The organism is Anaeromassilibacillus sp. SJQ-5 (genome assembly GCF_054108045.1).
Genome location: NZ_JBPJWQ010000001.1, coordinates 2,524,803 through 2,541,185, shown reverse-complemented (window position 1 = coordinate 2,541,185; position 16,383 = coordinate 2,524,803). Strand labels below are relative to the sequence as shown.

Annotated in this window: 12 protein-coding genes; 4 read left to right on the top strand and 8 right to left on the bottom strand. The window is 52.7% G+C overall.

Annotated features, from left to right (window positions below; translation table 11 throughout):
* Window positions 1-83: 83 nt before the first annotated feature.
* From ACSAMM_RS10860 to ACSAMM_RS10830, 7 genes are all read right to left on the bottom strand, one after another.
* The gene (locus ACSAMM_RS10860; protein WP_457791377.1) at window positions 84-2,252 is read right to left on the bottom strand and encodes a PcfJ domain-containing protein; all 2,169 of its coding nucleotides are present in this window, start codon (window positions 2,250-2,252) and stop codon (window positions 84-86) included.
* On the bottom strand, window positions 2,249-2,794 hold the full coding sequence (locus ACSAMM_RS10855) for a DUF7666 domain-containing protein (RefSeq protein WP_457791375.1): 546 nt from the start codon (window positions 2,792-2,794) through the stop codon (window positions 2,249-2,251). The genes ACSAMM_RS10860 and ACSAMM_RS10855 overlap by 4 nt, the downstream gene beginning before the upstream one ends.
* Before the next feature lie 17 nt (window positions 2,795-2,811).
* Window positions 2,812-3,702: a Cas9 inhibitor AcrIIA9 family protein gene (locus ACSAMM_RS10850; protein WP_457791373.1), complete on the bottom strand. Its 891-nt coding sequence runs from the start codon at window positions 3,700-3,702 to the stop codon at window positions 2,812-2,814.
* 33 nt (window positions 3,703-3,735) lie between these two features.
* Window positions 3,736-5,433, bottom strand: coding sequence for a YodL domain-containing protein (locus tag ACSAMM_RS10845; protein ID WP_457791371.1), 1,698 nt, complete (start codon window positions 5,431-5,433; stop codon window positions 3,736-3,738).
* Between the two features lie 39 nt (window positions 5,434-5,472).
* Window positions 5,473-6,453, bottom strand: coding sequence for a hypothetical protein (locus tag ACSAMM_RS10840; RefSeq protein ID WP_457791370.1), 981 nt, complete (start codon window positions 6,451-6,453; stop codon window positions 5,473-5,475).
* Between the two features lie 67 nt (window positions 6,454-6,520).
* A complete protein-coding gene (recD2, locus tag ACSAMM_RS10835) occupies window positions 6,521-8,773 on the bottom strand; it encodes an SF1B family DNA helicase RecD2 (protein ID WP_457791368.1) in 2,253 nt (750 codons plus the stop codon).
* A gap of 82 nt (window positions 8,774-8,855) precedes the next feature.
* On the bottom strand, window positions 8,856-9,908 hold the full coding sequence (locus ACSAMM_RS10830; protein WP_457791366.1) for a YqaJ viral recombinase family nuclease: 1,053 nt from the start codon (window positions 9,906-9,908) through the stop codon (window positions 8,856-8,858).
* A gap of 798 nt (window positions 9,909-10,706) precedes the next feature.
* On the opposite strand from ACSAMM_RS10830, the gene ACSAMM_RS10825 reads away from it, so the two are divergent.
* The 4 genes from ACSAMM_RS10825 to ilvD all read left to right on the top strand — a co-directional run bounded on the left by ACSAMM_RS10825 (window position 10,707) and on the right by ilvD (window position 14,940).
* Entirely contained in the window at window positions 10,707-10,901 is a 195-nt protein-coding gene (locus tag ACSAMM_RS10825) for an excisionase (RefSeq protein ID WP_177515388.1), read from the top strand.
* A 109-nt stretch (window positions 10,902-11,010) separates the two neighbouring features.
* On the top strand, window positions 11,011-12,264 hold the full coding sequence (locus ACSAMM_RS10820) for a tyrosine-type recombinase/integrase (protein WP_457791365.1): 1,254 nt from the start codon (window positions 11,011-11,013) through the stop codon (window positions 12,262-12,264).
* A 212-nt stretch (window positions 12,265-12,476) separates the two neighbouring features.
* Window positions 12,477-13,235 carry a hypothetical protein gene (locus ACSAMM_RS10815; protein ID WP_457791364.1) on the top strand — a complete coding sequence of 253 codons (759 nt, stop codon included), beginning with the start codon at window positions 12,477-12,479 and terminating at the stop codon, window positions 13,233-13,235.
* Window positions 13,236-13,263: 28 nt separating this feature from the next.
* Window positions 13,264-14,940 carry a dihydroxy-acid dehydratase gene (ilvD, locus tag ACSAMM_RS10810; RefSeq protein WP_457791362.1) on the top strand — a complete coding sequence of 559 codons (1,677 nt, stop codon included), beginning with the start codon at window positions 13,264-13,266 and terminating at the stop codon, window positions 14,938-14,940.
* Between the two features lie 61 nt (window positions 14,941-15,001).
* Here the strand turns inward: ilvD and ACSAMM_RS10805 are convergent, their stop codons facing one another.
* Complete coding sequence (locus ACSAMM_RS10805; protein ID WP_457791360.1) at window positions 15,002-16,315, bottom strand: alpha-L-fucosidase; 1,314 nt, start codon at window positions 16,313-16,315, stop codon at window positions 15,002-15,004.
* Between the last annotated feature and the right edge of the window lie 68 nt (window positions 16,316-16,383).

Sequence of the window (16,383 nt, the reverse complement as noted above, 5' to 3'; positions counted from 1 at the left end):
AAAAAGAAAGGGGGCGCCGCAAGGCGTCCCCTTTCGTCCCCGCTGGAAGCGGCGCCAGCGTATCTACCACCGGCAATCGTTCATTACGCTGCGTTTTCCATGAGATCGCTCATCAGGACATCGACGAGTAGTTTCCCGGACAGGGTTCCCGTGCGAACGGTAACTTGGTCTTTGCGCAGCTGTTCAAATTCCTCCGTACGCAGTGCCCGGCTCTGTCTGGCAAGCGACCGGTCTTCAGTTGTCAGGCGCTTTGCCACAACCTGCTGCCATTTGAGAAGAAAGCCCGTGGCCTGCTCAATATCCTCATATTGTTCATTGAGTGTGGAGCGTTTCTGCCGTATCGTACCGTCCGGCTCAATTTCCAGCGTATAAAATGCTTTCGTTGGGTCGGTACTCTTGCGTAAAAAGAGGATGTACGACTCCCGGTTTTCAATCCGATCCCAGTAGCGGTCGCTGTTCGCAATACAGTGAGTGAGGGCATTCCCTTCAAGAATAATATCCTCAACGCCGGTGGGGGCAACAATCATGTACTCTTCATCGCTGTATTCATACTTTTCTTTGAGCGACTGACAGATTTCATCAATATGGGGATACTCATTCAGGATTTTGCCCACACGGATCGTCATGCTCGTCCCGTACTTCTGACAGCTTTGAACCAATTCGTTGTGCCGCCTTTTTAGATTCCGCACACGGTAAATGAGTTCATCGTCCGTATTCATGTGCAGCCCTTTCGCCATGGAGAGATAGTCGGCCCATGTGTTGATAACATTGTGGCTGGACATATGCTCTTTTGACATCTGCCGGGCAATATAATTGTGGATTTGAGAAATGCTCATTTTCTCTCGGATAAATTTTAAGTCGCTGGGCGTGATTTCTTCCCTGCAAAGCCAGGAAATGGTGCGGTCTGGGATTTCCTTTCCGGAAGCCTTTTCGTATTGCAGCCAGTTCAGGAAACCGCTGCCGCCGTTGTTTTTCCGAAGCCTCTTCAGCTTCTGCCCGTCAATACCGAGCAGCTTTGTCAGGCTGCTTTCCTGGATAGACAGGGGAACGTCATCACAGCCGTATTTATGACGACCTTTCACGTGTTCCTTTGCCAGACGGGAAAGCCCCGCCTTCACAAACTTTTCGATGTACGGGCGCTTTTCGTAGGCAATCAGGTATTCCTCCGGATCAACATATTTGTTGCCGCGGACATATTCCAGAAGCCCGGTTTTCTTTAGTTCACGCTTTGAAAGGGCTGGAAGTGTTTTGCCGTACACCATACCGGAATAGTCCGTATACCAGCCGCTCTTGTTAATATATCCATTTATCCATCGATAAGTTTTCTGCTTATAAAGCCCCCAGTAATAAGCACGCTGGGGAATAACGTTTTTATCGCAGATCATGCGGCGGATTTCATGGACATAGCATTCCGGCGTCATATACTCTCCCTTTCGATAGGTGCGGTGACCTTCAAATTCCCGAACCATGACGCCATCTTTGCAGCGTTGAATCAGATAGAAATAAACATTCTGGGTATGGAAAAAGCCTGACCGTCCGATGCTTTTGAATGTAATCTTGTGGCGGCAGCAGGGGCAGCGCCCTTCCTTATTATACAGAGGCTTATGGATAGGGACTTCCTTATCACAATAGGAACAATAGCCGGTTTTTGCGCCTCCCTTTTTGTAGTGGTAGAAAATGTAGTTTTCGGGAATTGCCACTTTATCCACCCATCGGCTCCAGTCCTTGGGAAGCGGCGGCGTTTGTGCCAGGTCACTATCCCATCTGTCAGTCTCTCTTTTGTGCCTTTGCTCCAGCTGTTCCTCACGGATTTTAAGCTGGTAGTCAAGCATGTCGGAAAAGCGGCCGTTTTCTATCCCCAGGTAATTCCGTATGGTGATGCGGGTTCGCCGGCTGATGTATGCTTTCATGTAGTAAGCAGATCTGTACTGTGGCCAATCAAGACGGTCCAGTTTGGAGTCCAGCCACTTGTTATAGGTGCAGTCATAGGTGATAAATTTCTTTTCCTCACGGGAAAAATACACTTCATAAATCGGCAGATTTCCGCCCTTGTGCATATTGGCTGTCCAGAACAGGGCAACCTTCAGGATACCGTTCTGCACACGGCAGCGAAGATACAGGTCGTACTTGTACTGCTCCCGCATTTCCCGATAACCTAATGTGACCGTCGTGGGGGAATCGTTCCTCGCGTGCCGCATCATATCCGGCGTGGCTGTCAACCGATCCATTTTTAATAAGTCAGCTTTCTTCAAAATATACCTACCGTCCTTTTCTCAAAATTCACATCATACCATACACCCGGAAGCAGAACTTTCCCGTCCACCTGTGCAAAGGCGATTTGCTCTATCTTTCCGCTTGCCGGGTCTTCTTTGGCAAACGCAAGATAATCACCGATGCTTCCGCAGGCAAGGGGGTCGGGGCCGCGTACAACGGCATAACCGCCGTTCGCAAGGACACGATCCGCTGTCACATGACTGCTCCATTTCCGATGCGGGTGATCCACCATATAGGCCAGGGCGTGCAGGAACAATTCCTTCTGGCTGAGCTGCTTGAGAATCCGAAGCTCCGTACAGGAAATTTTAGAATCCGTGTTATCCTCGTCAATATCGCCGCCGGCATCCACCAGGTAAAATTCCGAGTCTTCAAAAGGATAATACGACAGGCAATCCAAAGGATTTTCCGCCGAATGAAATCCGTTTCTTGCACAATTTGCCTTATCGGTGACATTTAAGCCCATGACAAACTGGTAGCCCCGGCATATTAGTCCGGGGCGAAACGCTTTGTATGCAATCATCAATAACACTCCTTTGTTTAGCCGGCCATTTTCTCCGGTTGGAGAAAGCTGTCCAGGGTAATCTGGTTATCCATAGACAACTGCTCCGGTTCCTTTGGCTTCTCTTTTTTCACAGGCTGCGGCTTTTTCTTCTCCACCTTTTTCTTCGGCGTGGAGGAAATACCACGGTATGGCCTGGGGACAAATTTTTCGTCCTCTTCTGTTTTGTCTTCTTTGACGTCCAGATCACGGAAATACTCTTCCGCCCACTGATAGCACAACTCGTCGGGTACGTCTCCGCCATAACCGCCGGCCATCGGTTTTTCGTCATTGTCCTTCATCTCTTTTTCCAGATACTCCCGCGCCTTGCGGTTGATATAGTGGAAGCAGTTTACCATGCTCTTGCGGGGATGCATCACCAGCTTGGCAAAAGCCATGTCCTCATAGCACAGGGTTTGCACATATTCAGTAACACACAGCTTCATGTTCCTTCGCGTGAGACGTTCGGTGGCGTCTCCCAGCCGTTTAACCGATGTGGCGATCAGCGTGTCGTTGTCCATGGCAATCGCTTTTTCCCATTCAAGCCGTTCCTTTTCCTTGCGCTTGCGCTGGTTTTCTTCCCATTCGGCTTTCCGTTTGGCTTCAGCCTCCTCGTGCGCTTTGCGCTTTTCCTCTTCAGTCTGTTCGGACTGAGGTTTTTCTTCCTCAGCCGGCTTTGAAGCTTCAGACGATGGCGGCACTGCTGTCATACCGTCCGCCGTATTCGCAGGCGGCACAGACTGCACCGATTCGTTCTTCTGCTCAAACATCTCCGTCTGACAAACGGCGACCTGCTCCCGGTCGCTCTCCTGTTCCATGTTCAGATTCGAAAAAAAGCCCATATGGATACTCCTTTCAAAAAATGAAGGCACTGCATGAGAAGAACCCATACAGCGCCTTTGATTTTGTTTGGCCTAAAGGCCTTATTCCTTGTTTTGCTTGAGTGGTTTTGCCAGCATCGGCGAAAATTTCACCGGACAGAAGCCGTCCGTATCGCAGTAGTAATAACGCCGGTTCTCATCGTCATAAAGCTCAATGACATCTGAGGGAGCGATACTCCTGCCGGGATAGCCGTCCGGCAGCTCGTCGTTGTACTGCTCGAAGATGCGCTTCAGCCGGTGCTGTTCATTTTCACCGGCAATATAGAACAGCACACCGTCGTACACCCGGTTGTATTCGGATGCTGGTGGCTGTTGAAAACCGGCCTTACGCAGCGCCTCGATACCGCCAAAGGCAAAAGGGGCGGTGGGATGTTCCTCGTCCAACCGGAGCTGGTAAATCCGGAAAGCTTGCTGACGGCGCTGTGCAAGAAGCATTTTGAGAAGGGTTTCCTCCTCACCTTTTATGAATAGAGACTGCTCCTCATTGGTAAAACCCAGTCGTTCTTCCAGAGTTTCGGTTTGCTCCGGTGCTTCGTGCCATGCGGCAACCTCTTCATCGATGGCGTCGAAATCACACAGCCCATACAAAAAACGTGTCTTGAAATTCATTCGTTCAGCCCTTCTTTCTGATTTTTGTTTGATGGCAAGCTGCCAGTCGTCAAATCCCTTATAATTTGGGTTCCATGTCAGCCGCCTGCATTCCATTCCAGCCGTTTTTGCAATTTGGCTGACTTTGGAGGCACCTGCGTAGATCTGCTCGTTGCGGTATTTATCCATGTCTTCCGCTTCCACAATCATCTCCGTGCCGTTGGCGGCCAGCAGGGAAAACAATAGCTTTAATGGCTCCGTATTGTTGGCCCCGGCTATCGCCACAAAGGTACGGCCCGACAGACAGTGGGACACATCCGCTTTCAGAAATCCCTCCGTAACATATACCACCCGTGCAAACGGATCGCCGACAAAATGCACCGGGCTTCCGGAACTGACGCCCATCGGCTTGCTGCCGGAGGAAAGCCAGATGTATTTGGCTCCCTCTTTCTCCGGCGGGTCGTTGTCATTTTTCAGCGGTATGTCCAAACGAATCTGGCAGCCATGTATCATGCCGTCGATGCCGCGCACGGGAATCAGAAAGCCGGCGGTTATCGTGGAGAAATTTACCGTCCACTTGCCGTTTTTCTGATAAAATCCCGGAACACCTTCCACCGTATAGCCCTGGGCGATTAGCTGGTTTGCCAGCTTCCCGCATAGATAAAAGGGCGGGGTGCTTTTATATCCCAGCCGATCAATCTGTTCATCGGTCAGCCCGCGGACAGTGCGCAGATGCTCCCGGTGCCGCTCGGACAGCTTGAGCAGTCCGAGCAGCCCGGAAAGCGTATGGTGAATCACAGGATTTTTCGCACGGGCAGATTGAGGGATTTCCTGGCGCTTTTCTTTTTTGGGATTGGACGGAAGGCCGACGGGAAAACAGGCGCCGTTTTGAATGGCGTCGCAGATTTCCCGATAAGCCTCCGATGTTGTAATGCCCCTTGCTTTGGCATAGAGCTTCAGCATACCGCCGCTCTCACCGCAATAATTGCAGCGCCAGACATTCTTGACATAGCTGACCTTCATTTTGCCCCGATTGTCCCCGCAGAACGGGCAGTCGGTATAAACGCCGTCTGCACAACGCCTGCGAATCCGCAGACGCAGCAGCTCGGTAATGTCCTCAATGTCAAAGGGAAAATCCTGTGTCTGGCCCATAAACCGACCCCCTTTCCAAATGAATTTTCAGAAAGGAAGTCAGCTCGCTTTTGCTTGCGTGTCAGACAGCAGCAATTTGGCGCCGGCACGCAGGATATTATCTCTCCCGGAATAACCGTTCACGTAGAATTTCAGGCTTGCCGGGCGGCGTTCCTCCACCTGCGCCAGCGTCCAGCCGCTGCAGGCCCCTTCCTTAACTATGTAGCTTCTGGCTTCTTCCAAAGTCATGAGCGACAGGATGGTATCAACCGGCGTATCTGATGTGTAGGCAGGAGCAGCAGGGACAGCAGGAGCCACAGGGGTATCCTGTGCCGTCTCCTCCCAGAGGATTTCTTCAAAGTCATCTACTTGGGGAGGCGCTTCCTGTACCGGAGGTTCGGCTGCGGTTTCCTTTACCATAGACAAGGGCGAAACGGGAGCAGCTTCCTGTTTCGGTAGTTCTTCAGGAACAGCCGTGGCCGGTGTTTCTGCCGGCGCGGCAGGTTTCTCTACCGCTATTGCAGAATCCGCCCGTTTCTCTTCCTGAGAAGGAGCGGCGGCCTTTGGAGATATGCCGGCCTTAACAGAAGAGGGTTTTGATACAGGTTCGGGCGGTTGTGCCGCTTTTATATTTTCGCCCGGCTGATTGGGCTGCCGCACAGGTACAAACTGTATATCGAATCCCGCATTGGACAACGCCTGCTCAATGGCTGCGTCCTGTGCGGCTTCGATATACCGGCCTCGCGGGACGTCGTCCTTTTTCTTTTCAACAATATAGCTTGTCGCTGGTTCGGGATCTCCCCGGTCAAAAAACACGCTGGCCTCAATGATGGCAAGCTGGTCGGTAATTCTCAGAGGCGAGAGCTTGATCCGGCCATTCAGGTGCTTTTTATGAAACCACAGTTTTTTATACGGCAGAGCAAGCTTTGGTCCGTCCGGCGTTGAAACAAGCAGTTTCAGCGGGTCAAAGTTCGGGACAAGATTGCCTTCTGCCACGACGGGCTGAAAATTACGCATGATTCCATTATCATTTGCACTCATAGATAGAAGCTCCTTTCAAAAATAAATACGGGACATCGGCTCTTTTTTCTGTACGGGCATCCTCAAATCAACTGGCATTTTTTAGTTCCTGCTGTTTGGCGAAGGACTTTGCATATTTACAGATTCGCTCTCCAAGCATCGTGTTGCGCTTGTCGGCGGTTTTGTGAATGGCTTGGAACAGCACCCATTTTTGGCCGACCAGCACGACTTTTTCCCGCGCACGGGTAACAGCCGTATAGACAAGGTTACGTTGCAGCATCCGCATATGATTCCGGATAACCGGCAGGATTACGATGTCGTACTCGCTGCCCATCGCCTTATGGATGGTGGTGGCATAGGCCAGTTCCATATGTTCCATTTCTTCCATGCCGTATTCGACAATGCGGGATTCTGAAAAGGCAATCGTTACCTTCAGTTCGTTGTTTTCGTTACGGTCGATTTTACGGATAAATCCGATGTCGCCGTTTGACGCCTTTCCGTTGTTCTTGTTCTGCATCACCTTGTCGTTCAGCCGGAAGTAGTTCCCGCCGACCTTCAAATCGGGAAGGTCACCCTGTATGGGATTGACGATTTCCCGGATCGTCCGGTTCAGCTGATCGGAAGAGGCCAGCCCCTCCGAACGGAAAGGGGACAGGATTTGCACATGCTCAATGCCGTAGCGGTTTACCAGTTCGCAGAAGATACGGCTGATGTCGTCGGCCGCTTCCTCATGAGTTTTGGCTTTTACAAACACAAATTCGCCGTTTTCAATGTCGTACTGAAAATCCAGGCCGGTGTTGTCCTCGTTGATGCGTTTGGCGTTTCTCGCAATCATACTCCCTTCCTTTTGCCGGAAGATTTCATCGAGTATGGTGACCGGGATAATCCCGCAGTCAATCATCTCCCGAAACACATCGCCGGCGCCGACGCTTTGCAGCTGATCGACGTCGCCTACCAGGACAACTTTTGTCCCTGGCTCAACGCGTCCAAAAAATTGGCGGGCAAGCCACATATCTACCATCGAAGTCTCGTCAATGATGATAAGGCCTGCGTCCAGTGGTTCTTTACGGCTTTTTTTGCCGAATTCCATATCTTCTCCGACAAGCCCCAAAAGGCTGTGAAGCGTTTTGGCTTCGACGCCTGTGCTCTCCACCATACGGCGGCTGGCGCGTCCGGTGGGCGCTGCCAGCATGATTTTGCTTTCCGGGAACAGATGCTTGAACACTTCGATAATTGCCCGCAGGATGGTGGTTTTACCGGTTCCGGGAGGGCCGGTCACGATGGACAGGTTATGCCGGAACGCCATATACACAGCTTCGCTCTGTCTCTGCGACAGAGGTATTCCCATGCTGCTGCGGATATGTTCCAGTGCCGAAACTACATCGAAATGCTGCGGCGGTTCGGAAATGAGCCGTGCAATCTGTCTTGCCGTTTCATCCTCCCGAGTGAAGCAGGGAAGCTGATAGATATTTCCGCTGCTGCTGACGACTTCTCCCTGAAGAATCATGTTTTCCAGGACATTTTCAATTTCTCCGGGGGTTACGCGCATCTGAGGGAGAGGCAGTTTATCGTTGAGTAGTTGCAGGGATGTTTTCCTCAGCGCATCCGTTTCAAGATACAGATGGCCGTTCTCACTCCGCTGGGCGTCCAGTGCGGCATAAATTGCTCCGTGGATCCGCATGGGGGAATTCATCGGCGTATCGCCTTTCCGGACGATGGCATCGACGCGCTTAAATCCAAAGCCGGATACCTGGCACAGCTTGTAGGGGCTGCTGCGCAAAATATCTACGCTCTTGGCGCCGAAATGTTCATAAATCTTCATAGCGGTAACCGGAGTTATTTGGAATGGCGATAAGAGGATCATCAAATCACGGATGCACCGGCTTCCCACATAGGAGGCTTTAATGTCCTCCAGTTTATCAGGCGTGATGCCGCGGATTTCCAGCAATCGCTCCGGCTCGGTTTCCAGCACCTTCAATGCGTCCGCTCCAAAACGGCCGACAATCAGCTCGGCTGTTTTTTCTCCTACGCCTACTAAACAGGAAGAAAGATATCCTTGGACACCAGCTTTGGTCTGCGGCACAATTTCTTCGCACTGCTGAACCTGAAGCTGATAACCGTGTTTTCCGTTCTGCCACTCGCCATCGAGACGCATACTGACCTTATCGGTACGGGGCAGTTCGTATCCCACCGCCACAAAACGGATCAGGTGGTCGCGGTGCTTATATGCACTTCTGGCCTGCTGGGGGATACTTTGGTCGGAGGTTTTCACACTGATGATACAGTATTTGCTGGCAGGATTATAGAAGATCGTCCTGTCGTACACACCGAGATAGCTCATGCACTCCACCCCCTGATTTTTTGAAAATGGTATCTGTCATCCTTCATTGACAATGGCTCCTTTCTCAAAAATAGGCAAAAAATTAAGCCGCATTTTCTTCCTGCGACTTTTTCACATAGAACCGGCGGCTTTCCGAAACGGTTACATAATCCTTATAGATATCTGGGTGCTGCGCCTGCAGCCGGATTAAATTATCCTTGCTGACGCCCGTTCGCTTGACCGGATTGTAGGTTACGGTATAGGCTTCGCCTCCGGCAGAACAAACCGCCGTGCAGCTTTTTCCCATCTCCGAAACAATCCGTCCCTGCAACCGCTTCATTTCGCTTTCGATTTTTTTGGATTGTGCGTCCGCCAGCTTTTTCTGTGCCTGTAGTTCCAAAAACCTGGTTACACAGCTTGCCAGCGGCAAGCTTAATTCTACGGCCGGGGCGTTCGGGTCTGCCATACCGGTGTGACGGCTTACGCTTTGAATTACCAGGTCGCCGTCTTCCGTATAGGGAGGCGGCACTTGTTTGAGGACGTGCTCGTTCCAGAAGATGCCCTCCAGAGCGATCAGTTCCTCCTCATATGCTGCGTCGCGTTCAATATGGCGGATAATGACATCGTCTTCGTTGTTGCCGTACAGGCAGCAGTAAAACACATGGTTTAGGTTCATCACCGCCATGTAGTGCCGCCCCTGGGCTTGATAATTCACGGGGATAGTCTCCTCTCCGTCAATCCACCAGTTGTCTTTTGCGTTGTAGTTGGTTGTCTTGATTTCAAGGATGGCTGTTTCCCCGTTGGGAAGCGTGACAAAATAATCGACGTTGGCAAGCATGTAGGGGTAAAGCGGATGGTAGTACATCCTCTTATCCTGATAAATCGGATATCCCGTTTTCTTATGGAATATTTCCGCCACCAGGTCTTCCAGCAGGTGCCCGATTTGAAGTGCTACCCAGTTGTCGGCATCGTCCTTATACGACACGACATTCAATTTGTCATAGTACAAGTCCCTTGCGGTGGCAAAAGGGGATATGCCTAAAATGATGGAAGCATCGCTGCCGCCTACGCCTTTTCGCCGCCACTCCAACCACTCTGTTTCCGTCAGGTCCTTTGTATCTACAAGGACCTGCGGGCGATAGGTTGCAACAGCCATATTCATGCACCCCTGCTTCTGCTCCTGCGAATAAAGGCAGGATAGTGATATACCGTGTGCATGGGATACTTAGCCCGCTTTCGCGCCTCCCTTCTCAAAATCTGCTGCTTCAAAACAGCGGGGCGATTTGCCCTCCGTCGGCAATGTGCATGGGTTCGTCTTTTCATTCTGTTTCCGCCTTTCTAAATATTATTTCCAAACGCCTGCGGCGTTTTGGGCAATAAAAAAAGCGGGAACAACGTCGTCCGTAAATACGGGACTATTGCCTGCAAAAATACAGGCCGGCGTCATTCTCGCTGCGTGTGGGGATAAAGGGCCCCATAAAAACAAAATAGCCAGTAATATTCCTGCCGCAAGGCAGAGCAATACTACTGACCGAATACAAACTTAACAAAGTGTGCAATGCAGATAAAACCTGCTGTTCCCAGAACGGGAGAGGCACAAAAATCAATTACAAAGAAAATATAACACAATATATGCGATTTGTCAACTGACAAACGCTATATATTGTGTTTTTTGCTTGCCGCAGAATTTTGGGGACAACCTTCGTGTTTATGGGTGAGAAGGAAAAAGCAACTGTTCTCCTCTCGCTGTACCTTGACAACTGAATAGCCGCCGCCGGAAGTTATACAGGTTTTATGGATAGTGTGCGATGATATCTTTGTGGAGCGCGCCCGTAAATGAAATACCGCACAGCGGGGCCTGAAAATACGCGGTCGAAAAGGAGCGCAGGAAATGGTCCGGCGGTTAGGTGTTATTTTTTGAGAAATCTAACATTTTAGATAAAGGAGGAATTTTATGAAACAGATCCCGATTTGGGAAAAAAGCAATCTGACATTAGAGGAAGCGGCGGCATACTCGGGGATCGGAATCAATAAGCTGAGACAACTTACGGATGACGATAACTGTGAATTTGTACTTTGGATTGGAACGAAACGACTCATTAAGAGACGTAAATTCGATGAATATATTGAAAAGCTTTATTCTCTATAGTTTTTTCAAGTCTTGTATTTTCAGGAAAGGGTGACTTGCTATGATGGCGTATTTATGGTATAATGAACTGCTAAGAGCAACCCTTGTCTTTTAGAAAGGGTTGAGAACAATGGCAAATACTACAAAGAAAGGAAAAGCAAGCAGGCGTTTAGACAAAAACAGGCTGACACTTCGCAAAGGTGAAACGCAGCGTAAAGACGGTACTTATGATTTCCGTTGGACTTCAGCGGATGGCAAACGTCATTCTGTTTATGCAGCGACCCTTCAGGAATTGAGGGAAAAAGAAGAAGAAATCATCAGAGATAAGCAGGATGGCATCAAAACGGAAATACGCAGAACGACGGTGAACGATGTTTTTGAGCTATGGTGTGATTTGAAGCGGGGACTAAAACACAATACATTTACAAATTATAAGTATATGTATAATATGTTTGTTCGTCCAAGCTTTGGTAAGCTCCGGATTGCGTCAGTAAAAAAATCTGATGTTAAGCGGTTTTATAACACGCTTGCAGATGAAAAAATATTGACAATCGCTACGATTGATAACATCCATACGGTGTTGCATCAGGTTTTTGATTTGGCGGTTGACGACAACTATATTCGTATCAATCCGACAGACCATATGTTGAAGGAACTAAAGCAGTCCCATAATTTTGAGACTGAAAAGCGAAAAGCACTGACCGTAGCTGAACAGAAATTGTTTATTGATTTTCTGCAAAATCATCCGCAGTATCATCATTGGTATCCTGTCTTTACGGTAATGCTGGGGACGGGAATGCGCGTTGGCGAGATTGTAGGCCTCCGCTGGTGTGACATTGATTTGGAGCAAGATATTATCAGTGTAAATCACACTTTGGTCTACTATAATCACGGAGATGGGAAAGGATGCTCTTTCAGCATCAATACGCCAAAGACCAAAGCTGGCGAGCGAACCATACCCATGCTGGATTTTGTCAAGGAAGCATTCCTGATGGAAAAGAAGTACCAGGAAGAAACGGGACTGCATTGTAAGGCCACGGTGGACTGCTATACCGACTTTATTTTTATCAATCGTTTCGGTGATGTCCAGCATCAAGGTACTTTGAACAAGGCGATCCGCCGTATTATTCGGGATTGCAATGATGAGGTGCTTTTGCGCGGTGAGGCTGATCCTGTTCTGTTGCCGAAGTTTAGCTGTCACTCTCTTAGGCATACCTTTACGACCCGACTTTGTGAGTCGGGAGTAAACGTGAAGGTGATTCAAGATGTCCTGGGGCATGCTGATATTTCAACTACAATGGATATTTATGTGGATGTCACAAAAGACATGAAGCAAAAAGAATTCAATGTGTTGGGCGAATACTTCGGGAAGATAGCTGTCTAATCAGTCTACGCCAATTTACGCCAAATCTTACGCCGATTCTCCTATTTTCTGCGTAGAGATATGTAGAGCAGCGAAAATGAAAAGGCAGAGAAATGGCGTAAACAAAGGATTTACGAATGCTTATGAACGGTCATATAACAAGGGATTATCTAATCCCCACCATGAAGGACAGAAACTGAGGATAGTGTTAACAGAGAAAGGCCGGCTGCGATATGGCGCGTGACATGTATCTGGTGGGAGTCAGCGAGGACGAGCTGAAGCCCGATCCCAAGCCGGAAGGGCCGAAAACGCCCAAAGGCAAATGGGACAATTACTGGTATCATTATAAATGGCACACCCTGGGGGCCATCGCCGTGGTGGTGGTGCTGGCCGTGTTGATCGTCCAGATGGTCACCAAGAACGAGCCGGACTATACCCTGAACATTGTCACCGAGAAGCCGCTGGCCCAGCCGGTACTTAACTGGCTGAAGGCGGAGCTGGAGGTTTACGGGCAGGATTTGGACGGCGACGGCTATGTGGAGGTTCGCATCGACAACCTGTATATGTCGGATTCCACCCAGTCGGGAATGGCCATGGCCAATGCCCAGAAGCTGACCGTGCATATGGGCGCGGGAGACGCGCTGTTTTTCGCCTTCGAGCCGAAGTATTACGAACAATATGTCAAGAACAATGAGAAGGACGGCTTCCGGTTCTTCACCAAGCTGGACGTTGCGGACGACAATCTGCTGGAGGACGGCCGGGTTTGGAACTGGAAAAACGGGAAACGGACGGAGGTCGTCAAGCAGTTTGAGGGTTTGGGCTGGGACGACCTGGACAGCGTGATCCCCCCCGATTTGTATTTCGGCGTGCGGGACGCCATCGGGACGGCCTCCAAAAACGGCGATGTCCGCGACGATTCCCTCGCCCTGCTTAAAGCTTTTATCACCGATCGGCCTTTGGGAGACGGGAACGCCGCCACCCAGGCCGAGTGAGCCTTCGATCAGAAAGGAAGAATGCCCCATGCGCAGCGATCTTATGAAGGAGGGCGTGTCCCGCGCCCCGCACCGTTCCCTGCTCAAGGCCCTGGGAATCACCGACAGCGAGATGAAGCGGCCCTTCGTGGCCGTGGTCAGTTCGAAGAGCGACTACATACCCGGCCACACCCATCTGGACACCATCACCAAGGCGGTGGAGGCGGGGATCCGCAACGCCGGGGGCGTACCCTTTACCTTTAGCACCATCGGGGTGTGCGACGGCCTGGCCATGAACCACAAGGGGATGAAATATTCCCTGTGCTCCCGGGAGCTGATTGCCGATTCCATCGAGGTGATGCTCACCGCCCATCCCATGGACGCGGTGGTGTTCATCCCCAACTGCGACAAGATAGTGCCCGGCATGCTGATGGCGGCCTGCCGGATGAATCTGCCCTCTATTTTCGTCAGCGGCGGGCCCATGCTGCCCGGCCGGGACGGCAAGCAGAAGGTGGGGCTTAACGAGGTGTTCGAGGCGGTGGGCGCCGTGGCCGTGGGCCAGCGGGACGAAAGCACCCTGGCCGAGATGGAAAACACCGCCTGCCCGGGCTGCGGCTCCTGCTCCGGCATGTACACGGCCAATTCCATGAACTGCCTGACCGAGACCATCGGCCTGGCCCTGCCCGGCAACGGCACCATTCCGGCGGTGCACGCCGCCCGGATCCGCCTGGCCAAGGAGGCGGGCGAGCGGGTGATGGAGCTGCTCCGTCAGAACATCCGGGTGAAGGATATCCTCACCCCGGCCGCCTTTGAGAACGCGCTGCGGGCGGACATGGCTATCGGCTGCTCCTCCAATACGGTGCTGCATCTGCTGGCGGTTTCCTACGCGGCGGGCTGCCCGGTGGATTTGAAGAAAATCGACGCCATCGGCAAGACGACGCCGCAGATCTGCAAGCTCAATCCCGCCTCCCAGGTGTTTATCACCGATCTCAACGAGGTGGGCGGTATTCAGGCCATGCTCAAGGAGCTGGACAAGGGGGGCCTTATCCATCGGGATTTGGTCACGGTCAGCGGCACGGTGGCCGATCGGTTTGCCGACGCGCCCGATGCGGACGGCGAGGTTATCCGCCGGCTGGACGCACCGTTCCGCAAAGATGGGGGCTTGGCGATTCTCTTCGGCAACCTGGCCGAGGAGGGCGCGGTGGTCAAGCAGGGGGCCGTGGCCCCCGAGATGATGGTGCACGAAGGCCCGGCGCGGGTCTTCGACTGCGAGGAGGACGCCACCGAGGCGATCCTCGGCGGCAAAATCCAGGCGGGCGACGTGGTGGTCATCCGCTACGAAGGGCCCAAGGGCGGCCCGGGCATGCGGGAAATGCTGACCCCCACCTCCACCATCTGCGGCATGGGGCTGGGCGGGAGCGTGGCCCTCATCACCGACGGCCGGTTCTCCGGCGCCACCCGCGGGGCGTCCATCGGGCACATTTCGCCCGAGGCGGCGGTGGGCGGCACCATCGCGCTGGTGGAGGAGGGCGATCGCATCGCCATCGACATCCCTTCCCGCAGCATCGTTCTCCTGGTGGACGAGGAAACGCTAGCCAAGCGCCGCGCGGCCTGGAAGCCGCCGGTGAAAGCGCTGTCCGGCTACGCCCGGCGGTACGCCCAGCATGTGACCAGCGGCTCCAAAGGAGCCATCTTTGACGACATGCTGGAGGAAGCGCTGTCTTAATCACATCAATAAAGAGAAACACAACGGGGACAAAGCCGACTGGCTTTGTCCCCGTTGTGTTCTATTTCAGGAACAGTTCGACGACCGGGATGAGCACCGGCGGTTTGAGCGGGGGGAGGGTGATCACCAGCAAATCGTCCCTGGTGGTTTTCCCTTCGCTGAAATGGTCGGCCTGCTTCTCCCGGAAAAGCAGCTCGCTGCCGTCGTGGAGGAACTGGGCGTAGGCCACCTGGCCCGCCAGGCCGGGCAGCTCCAGGAACCCGAAGGGATATTCCACCAGATGGACGTACAGGCGGGAACCGTCCTCGCTTTGGGTGAACAGGCAGCCGTTCGGGGCGATGAATGCCGGTTCGGCCATGGTGCAGCCGTAGATGGAGCGGCTGTTCAGCCGCATCCAGTCGGCATAGATCTCCAGGGCCGCCTCGGCGCGCTGGTCGAAGTAGCCCCGGGCGGTGGGGCCGACGTTCATCAGCAAATTGCCGCCGAGGGACACGGTGCGGATGAGCAGCAGCAGCAGGGTCTCGGGGGATTTCCAGGAGGTTTCGTCCCGATGATAGCCCCAGGAGCCGGAGAAGGTCTGGCAGGCCTCCCATACGACCCGCTCGCCGGTTTCGGGGTGCCGGATCCATTCCTGCGGCTGGTATTGCTCGGGCGTCCAGAGATCCTGCTCGAGGCCGGTGCGGTTGTCGATGATGATGCCGGGCTGCAGCCGGCGGGCCAGGGCGATGAGCTGTTCCGCCTCCCAGTCGTCCTTCCCCTTGCCCTTCATCCAGTCTTTGCCCTCCAGACGGGTGTCCGGATAGGAGAAGTCGAACCACAGAATATCGATCTTTCCGTAGTTCGTCAGGAGCTCCTCCACCTGATTTCTCATGTACTGCGCGTAGCGGCGCATGTCGCGGCCCTGGTTTTGCTGTTCGGCGTCGGGATCGTCCCGGCGGGGATGGAGGGGATCGATGGGGAAATCGGGATGGTGCCAGTCGATGAGGGAGTAGTAAAAGCCGATATGCAGCCCCTCCGCCCGGAAGGCGTCGACAAATTCCCGTACAAGATCCCGCCCGGCCTTGGTGTTGGTGCTTTTGTAATCGGTGTAGGCCGAGTCGAACAGGCAAAAGCCTTCATGGTGCTTGGTGGTCAGGACGGCGTATTTCATCCCCGCCGCCTTGGCCTGCCGCGCCCACTCCCTGGGATCGAATAAATCCGGGTCGAAGCGGTCGAAATACCGCTGGTAGGTTTCCTCCGGAATCCGCTCGTTGGTTTTGACCCATTCGTGGCGGGCCGGCAGGGCGTACAGGCCCCAATGGATGAACATGCCGAACCGGTCGTGGGTGAACCAGGCGGTGTCCCCCGGGGTCTTGCGTGTGATATAGCTGGACATGGCGTCGTCTCCTCTCGATCCCTCTTGCGCCCGCCGGCGGGGCGTGCTACAATCGGGATGGATATTTA

What these genes read in the sequence shown, in the direction of transcription:
- ACSAMM_RS10850 (WP_457791373.1), bottom strand. Translation starts at nt 3,702, where the DNA reads ATGGGTTCTTCTCATGCAGTGCCTTCATTTTTTGAAAGGAGTATCCAT.
- ACSAMM_RS10840 (WP_457791370.1), bottom strand. Translation starts at nt 6,453, where the DNA reads ATGAGTGCAAATGATAATGGAATCATGCGTAATTTTCAGCCCGTCGTG.
- ACSAMM_RS10820 (WP_457791365.1), top strand. Translation starts at nt 11,011, where the DNA reads ATGGCAAATACTACAAAGAAAGGAAAAGCAAGCAGGCGTTTAGACAAA.
- recD2 (WP_457791368.1), bottom strand. Translation starts at nt 8,773, where the DNA reads ATGAGCTATCTCGGTGTGTACGACAGGACGATCTTCTATAATCCTGCC.
- ACSAMM_RS10815 (WP_457791364.1), top strand. Translation starts at nt 12,477, where the DNA reads ATGGCGCGTGACATGTATCTGGTGGGAGTCAGCGAGGACGAGCTGAAG.
- ACSAMM_RS10805 (WP_457791360.1), bottom strand. Translation starts at nt 16,315, where the DNA reads ATGTCCAGCTATATCACACGCAAGACCCCGGGGGACACCGCCTGGTTC.
- ACSAMM_RS10855 (WP_457791375.1), bottom strand. Translation starts at nt 2,794, where the DNA reads ATGATTGCATACAAAGCGTTTCGCCCCGGACTAATATGCCGGGGCTAC.
- ACSAMM_RS10825 (WP_177515388.1), top strand. Translation starts at nt 10,707, where the DNA reads ATGAAACAGATCCCGATTTGGGAAAAAAGCAATCTGACATTAGAGGAA.
- ACSAMM_RS10830 (WP_457791366.1), bottom strand. Translation starts at nt 9,908, where the DNA reads ATGGCTGTTGCAACCTATCGCCCGCAGGTCCTTGTAGATACAAAGGAC.
- ACSAMM_RS10845 (WP_457791371.1), bottom strand. Translation starts at nt 5,433, where the DNA reads ATGGGCCAGACACAGGATTTTCCCTTTGACATTGAGGACATTACCGAG.
- ilvD (WP_457791362.1), top strand. Translation starts at nt 13,264, where the DNA reads ATGCGCAGCGATCTTATGAAGGAGGGCGTGTCCCGCGCCCCGCACCGT.